Source organism: Paenibacillus algorifonticola (assembly GCF_000971975.1).
Classification (GTDB): domain Bacteria; phylum Bacillota; class Bacilli; order Paenibacillales; family Paenibacillaceae; genus Pristimantibacillus; species Pristimantibacillus algorifonticola.
The window spans coordinates 1-5,819 of sequence record NZ_LAQO01000074.1; the positions used below are offsets into that span (position 1 = coordinate 1).

At 55.6% G+C, this 5,819-nt stretch carries 4 protein-coding genes; 1 reads left to right on the top strand and 3 read right to left on the bottom strand.

All coding sequences use genetic code 11. The features are described 5' to 3' along the window. The 3 genes from WH37_RS32865 to WH37_RS32875 all read right to left on the bottom strand — a co-directional run. Positions 1–2,079: transglutaminase-like domain-containing protein (locus WH37_RS32865; RefSeq protein WP_046234893.1), on the bottom strand; the 2,079-nt coding region annotated here is incomplete at its 3' end. Continuing rightward, positions 2,066–3,673 (bottom strand): DUF58 domain-containing protein, encoded by a 1,608-nt coding sequence (locus WH37_RS32870; RefSeq protein ID WP_046234894.1) that lies wholly within the window; start codon positions 3,671–3,673, stop codon positions 2,066–2,068. The genes WH37_RS32870 and WH37_RS32865, both read right to left, overlap by 14 nt. Then, on the bottom strand, positions 3,673–4,701 hold the full coding sequence (locus WH37_RS32875; RefSeq protein ID WP_231594469.1) for an AAA family ATPase: 1,029 nt from the start codon (positions 4,699–4,701) through the stop codon (positions 3,673–3,675). Before WH37_RS32875 ends, WH37_RS32870 begins: the two co-directional genes overlap by 1 nt. A 514-nt stretch (positions 4,702–5,215) precedes the next feature. On the opposite strand from WH37_RS32875, the gene WH37_RS32880 reads away from it, so the two are divergent. Beyond that, complete coding sequence (locus tag WH37_RS32880; RefSeq protein WP_046234895.1) at positions 5,216–5,692, top strand: GyrI-like domain-containing protein; 477 nt, start codon at positions 5,216–5,218, stop codon at positions 5,690–5,692. Positions 5,693–5,819 lie beyond the last annotated feature (127 nt).

The following is a 5,819-nucleotide window of genomic DNA, read 5'->3' on the forward strand; positions in this document are numbered from 1 at the left end:
CGCGCGCTGCCCCATCGGGCGCGCAGCAGCGCTGGCAGCAGCTCCCGCGGCCCCTTCGCCGCCCGCCGCCGCACTGCCGGCTGTGCCGGCCAAGCCCGCGAGCGCTGCTCCCGCGGCTGTCCCCTCGCCGCCATACCCCGGCGTCGGATCAAAAGGAACCCAGCCTGCGTCTGGGAAATACACTTCGACCCAGGCATGGGCATCCTTGCTTTTCACCTCATAGGCAGTCAGCTTCACGCCTGCATGTGCGGTGTCATTTCGTGCATCCAGCTGCTCCGCCGACACCGTTCCGGGCGCAAAGCCCTTCACCCATCTAGCCGGAATGCCTTGTGTTCGGAGCATAATGACCATCGCACTGGAAAAATGCACGCAATACCCTTCATGCTGCTTAAACAAAAAATCGTCCACGAAATCTGCTCCGCCTTTAGGGACCGTACTATTTTCAGCCGAATACCTGTAGCTGCTTCGCAAATAAGTTTCAACCGCCTTCACCTGATCATAGCGGCTCGTTACACCGCCCCCCGATACCTCTGCTGCCAGTGCAGCAACACGGCTCGGCAGCGATTCCGGCAGCTGTAAATACTCGGCCATAGCTTCCTTCTCCCCAGCTTGAATACCGCCATTGCGCAGGACAGCTTCATCCATCACCGGAAGCTGCGTCTGAATGGTGTACCTCTCTATAAGCAACTTCTCCGAAGGCGCATATAGCGTGCCCGAAGCTTCATTTTTCAAATAAGTGTTCAGCTTGCTCCTTGGCTCCGAGGAGGTTAAATCCAGCAAAGTGCCGGAGGTTCCGCCCATAAAAAGAGGGAAGCCGCGCTCGGCCTGTTCAAGAAGCACCGTTTGAACGACGGTTCGATCTGGACTGACGGCTGTCTCCGTGCCTGTCCCTTGGCTTTCTATCTCCCTCTCTTCTCCAGCCTCTGCATCTGTCACTGTATCTGTCTTTATCGCAGTATCTGTATCTGCCTCTGTCTCTGTCCCTGCCTCTGCAATGACCTCTACCGCCTCACGATCTTCCTCCACACTTCCCTCTCCATTAGCGGACACAATCCGTTCTCCGCCATTCCGAATAGGCAGCAGCGTCAAACGCTGCTCCGTTTCCTGCCACCCTTTACCCGTATAAAAGGCTTTCGTCTCCCCGCGCCAATATGTGCGAGCAGGAGACAGTCCCGTAAAAATGATCCGTTCATCCTGCTTTAGCGGAGCGCCTAATGTGCTGTCATCAAATCCATAGCCCGTGGAAGCGTTGCTTCCGCTTGCAGCTGCCGAAGCCAGAGCAGCCTTCGGATTGCCGCGCTCCAAACCAAGCACATACTGCTCCAGCCTTGCGGTTAGCGGCTCTGTCCACGCTGCTGGGCTATTCGCGGCGGTTTTCCCGCCTGAGAACAGAAGTCCGGCGCCCAGGCACAGCCCCACAATAACGAAAGCAGAAGCTGACCAGCGATAAGAAGCCGTTTGCGCTTCCTCCCTGCTCTCTTCTCCTTGCAGCCTTCTCATGCGTGCGAACATGACAATCGCTCCAAGCAGCATGCCTTCCACCGTCACGCGCAGCAGCCCATTCAGCACGTCCATGCCAAGCCATACATGCAGCAAAATCAAATACCCCGCCGTTATGCCAGCCAAAGCCAGCCCTAGCTGGCGCAGCCAAATTAAAGCCTGCAGCGCGGGCACGAGCAGCGCAAAACCGGTAAACAGAAGCAGCGCCTGCAGCTCTGTTGACATGCCCCATGCTCCTGCTCCCATCCCGAATAGTCCACCCACTTCCTCAGCAAACCGGCTAGCAAAACCGGATGCCCACTCCAACGGTCCCACATCCGGACCTTTGTACAGACGCATCAAGCCTGTTATGCTAATGACGGCATAAACGACAAGCATGATATACCAAGGCGCACGCAGCAAGCCAGCTATAGCAATACAGCCTACAAATAGAATTAAAGGCTGAGCCACATCAATATAATAACGGCTGCCAGCCTCCGACCATGGAAGCATCCACTCGGCAAGCAAGCCAAACAGCAGCAAGCTCGTCCATATGCGGTAGCCGAATGCCGGCCCCCCTTGAGCATTAAATATCGCCATAGCGAATCCTTCCCTTCGTTAACTGCGGCTGTACATTCATCCGCTCCGGATACGTCAGCCAATATGTGCGGACACCGAAGCTCTCCAGCCATTTCTGCTGCTCACGCATCGCAAAAGAAGGTGTGCTTTGCTTGATCAGCATATACAGCAGCACTTGGCAGCCCTGCTCTGCTGCCTGGGAGGCCAGCTGCCCCCAGCTTGCGCTATTGCGCCAATCGGCGGTGAAGCAGCGCAATATGCCGCCTCTAGTCATTTGGTCAAGCTCGCCGCTTACCCTTGCAACAAACCGCCCATTCTGCACCAGCTTCAGCCGTGCGAGCTGCTCCAGCACCTCTTGCATACTCGCAGCTGCGCTGCTGTCCTCGTATGCACCCGTTTCCAGCCATGCATTTCCCTCCGCGTTAGCTGAGCTTCCCGCTTCCCACTCCTGCCGCTCATCCATTTCCGCTCCCAACGGCTTTCCTGAGCCGCCAGCTTGCTGTGCCGACCCCGATGGCAGTACCGATGCCGCCTTCACATGTGTCCCCGGCCCACCATCGTCTATGGCCGCCTGACCAGCAATTAGCCGCACCCGGTTTCCCGCAATATGATCCTGCTCCAGCACACCGGCAGCCCAACCGGCGCAGGCATCAAAAAACCTTTCGTCGCCATTATAAGCGTTGGCCGTGTTGTCTATCGCCATGAGCACCAATGGGCGATGAAGCGTTGTGCCATGCTCCTTCGTATGTAGCCCCCGCCCACGTGCGGCGGCCCTCCAATTGACATGGCGCAGCGAATCCCCTTCCCGGTACGGCCGCATCTCCGGGCCCATTCCTGCCTGTTTTCCGGCATGCTGACGTTCAGACGGCTCATGCCCGGAGCCCGCTTCCTGAGCATCCATCTTTTCTGGATGCAGCCTAATAACAGTCGCCAAGCCGCTACCCCGAAGCGCCGCCACACCCGGAGCCGCTACAGCCTCTGGCAGTGCGGGAACCGCAAGCAGCTCGCTGCGGCAAACAAACGTTCGGCTAACAGCCGTTAATCCTAAATAATCGCTTACCGTAACGGTAAGCGCCTCAAAACAATGCTTCCCGCGCCGAATAAGCTGCACCCTATAACTAAGCGCGAGTCCCGTTTCGAAATGAAGCAGCGCCGCATATCGATAGGCGGCTCGCTCCTGCTTGACCGTACTCCCATTGACCATCGTATCTTCCACTGCCAGCCAAACGAATGGAATTGGAAAAGCGCGGCCCAGCATTAGCTGCACCTCAACCTCTCCCCCATCGCGAATCGTCTCTTCGTCAAGCTGACGGCTCACATTCAGGCCTCGTATAGCAAGCCAAGGCAATCCGGCGCTAAGCAGCATCATGCAACCAAGCACAGCGAACATAAACCACTCCACCGCCATTCCCCGCTGAATGACAGCTGCGAGGGCAGCGCACCATCCCGCTAACAGGAGCACCCATACACCCCATCGCGTCCGGCCAAGCCTCTGCTGTCCCAGCTCTTGCTCCGCTTCTGCCTCGTGCTCGATACTTGGCTCTTTCGGTTGCCGCTTCCCAGCATCCCCTTGCCCTATCTTCACTGCTTCGTTATCTGCACTGGAAGAAGCCATTAGCGCCGCCCTCCCGCAGCTTTCGGCAGTACGGCAGCTGGAAGCTGTGTAGCGCGCAGCAGCTGCTCTACAAGCTGCGCTGCTGTCATCCGCCCCGGCGCCCCCGGATAAACCTCCAGCCGGTGCGCAAGCACCGCTTCGCCTGTCGCCAGCAAATCATCCGGAAGCACATAACCTCTGCCTTCCAAATAAGCGGAAGCCTGCGCCGCTCGCAGCCAGTCCCTGCCCGCACGCGGGCTCATCGCAAGCGATAGCTCAGGCATTTTCCGCGATGCGTCTGCCACTTGCACCATATATTCAATCAGGCCAGGATGCACATGGGCCAGCTGTACTTCCCGCTGCATCCGCAGCCATTCCTCCGGCATTAGCACTGGCCTGATTTTATGAGGCTCCTGCCTCTGCCCATCGGCATACTGCTCCAGCAATTGCTTCTCAAACTGCGGCTCGGGATATCCAATGGACAGCCGCATCATAAAACGGTCCAGCTGTGCTTCCGGCAGCCTGCTCGTCCCTTCAAAACGCAGCGGATTTTGCGTAGCAATCAGCATAAACGGCGACGGGAGCGGCCTCGTCTCCCCATCCACCGTAATCCGCCGCTCCTCCATCGCTTCAAGCAATGCGGACTGTGTACGGGGGGAAGCACGGTTGATTTCATCTGCCAGCACGACATTGCCCATGATCGGGCCTGTTACATACTTGAGCTCGCCTCGAGCCGCATCCCATACCGCTCCGCCGAGCACATCCGACGGCAGCATGTCCGATGTGAACTGAATGCGCTTAAACTCCCCGCCAATGACACGGGCGCAGGCTTCTGCAAGCACGGTTTTGCCGACTCCCGGCTTATCCTCCAGCAGCACATGCCCACCCGCCAGCAGCGCGGTGAACATTTGCCTGATCAGCTCCCGCTTGCCTAGCAGAACGCCTTCCACGCGCTGAAGCATGCGATGAATAAGCACCTGCGGCAGCTCCTGCCATACATCCGTCTCCTCTTGCCGAGCGGTGGATTGATATTTTGAATGAAACATCATTAGTCAACCTGCCTTCCTCTCAAGCGTAAACGGCTGAAGCCGTCCTCTGGGGGCTAAGCTACCGTTTCGCGATGCTTTTATTTTTAAAAATAGAGTCTTCTCTAGCATTTATTCTCGCCATGCTTCTCTCGATTTAGACCTGTTTCAAGGCGGACCGATTCACTTTTTCGTTTTCCATCCCTTGCGCGGCAGCGATTCTAGCGTTTTCAGCTGCCATCTAGATGCCACAAAACCTCTTAAATTTTCCCATTAATGCAAAAGGAAATTCCCCTCTTATAGAGAAATAATAGAGTAGTCTCTAAACGGCTGAACAGGATAACAAGACGGCAGTGAACGTGCGGCGGTTTAGGAAGTGAAAGCGTTTCACGTACGGATTTTGATTGAAATATAGGAAAGGATATGATTTGTTCATACTTTCTCTATATTTCTACGCGAAACGGAAGCTTTGCCGCCAAAGGGTGGCGACAGCCGTTTACGCTCGAATGGCAAATAGTCCAGCACAGGAGGGATTAGAATGAACGTTTTGAAGGAGGTAGTCCTTACAGAGCGGGAAGCTTTTCACGTCGTAGGACTACAATGGGAAGGCACCTTTGCCGAAGCAGCCGCAGGCGGAATTAAAGAAATTCAGAAGCAATTGCAGCAGCGTGTGACGGAAATCAACCATGTGCGGGAGCGCAATAAGCTGCTCGGGCTTTCTTTTCACACGACAAGTACAGGCTTTACTCATTATGCAGCCGTTCAGGCAGAGGCAGTAGGCTGCGTACCGGAAGGCATGTACAGTCTCTCTATTCCTCATCTGACGTATGCCACATACGATCATCACGCGAACGAAAACATAGCGTCTTCCTACGAATACGTGTATAACTGGATCAAGCAGAACGGGCATAAGCCGCTTTCCGATGGCTTGACGCATTTGGAATTTTATCCAATGAGCCGTGACCCTTATGCGCCAAACCCGGAATTCACCATCCTCATCCCGCTTGCAGAATAAGCCATCATCCATTATTGCTGCGAAAAAAAAGAAGGAACCGACCTGCGCAGCGCCGCAGTAAAATGTACCCTATAAGATGGACACTTTAAAAAAGGTCATCTTGTAGGGTCTTTTTTTGTGTACAATA

What these genes read in the sequence shown, in the direction of transcription:
- WH37_RS32870 (WP_046234894.1), bottom strand. Translation starts at nt 3,673, where the DNA reads ATGGCTTCTTCCAGTGCAGATAACGAAGCAGTGAAGATAGGGCAAGGG.
- WH37_RS32875 (WP_231594469.1), bottom strand. Translation starts at nt 4,701, where the DNA reads ATGATGTTTCATTCAAAATATCAATCCACCGCTCGGCAAGAGGAGACG.
- WH37_RS32880 (WP_046234895.1), top strand. Translation starts at nt 5,216, where the DNA reads ATGAACGTTTTGAAGGAGGTAGTCCTTACAGAGCGGGAAGCTTTTCAC.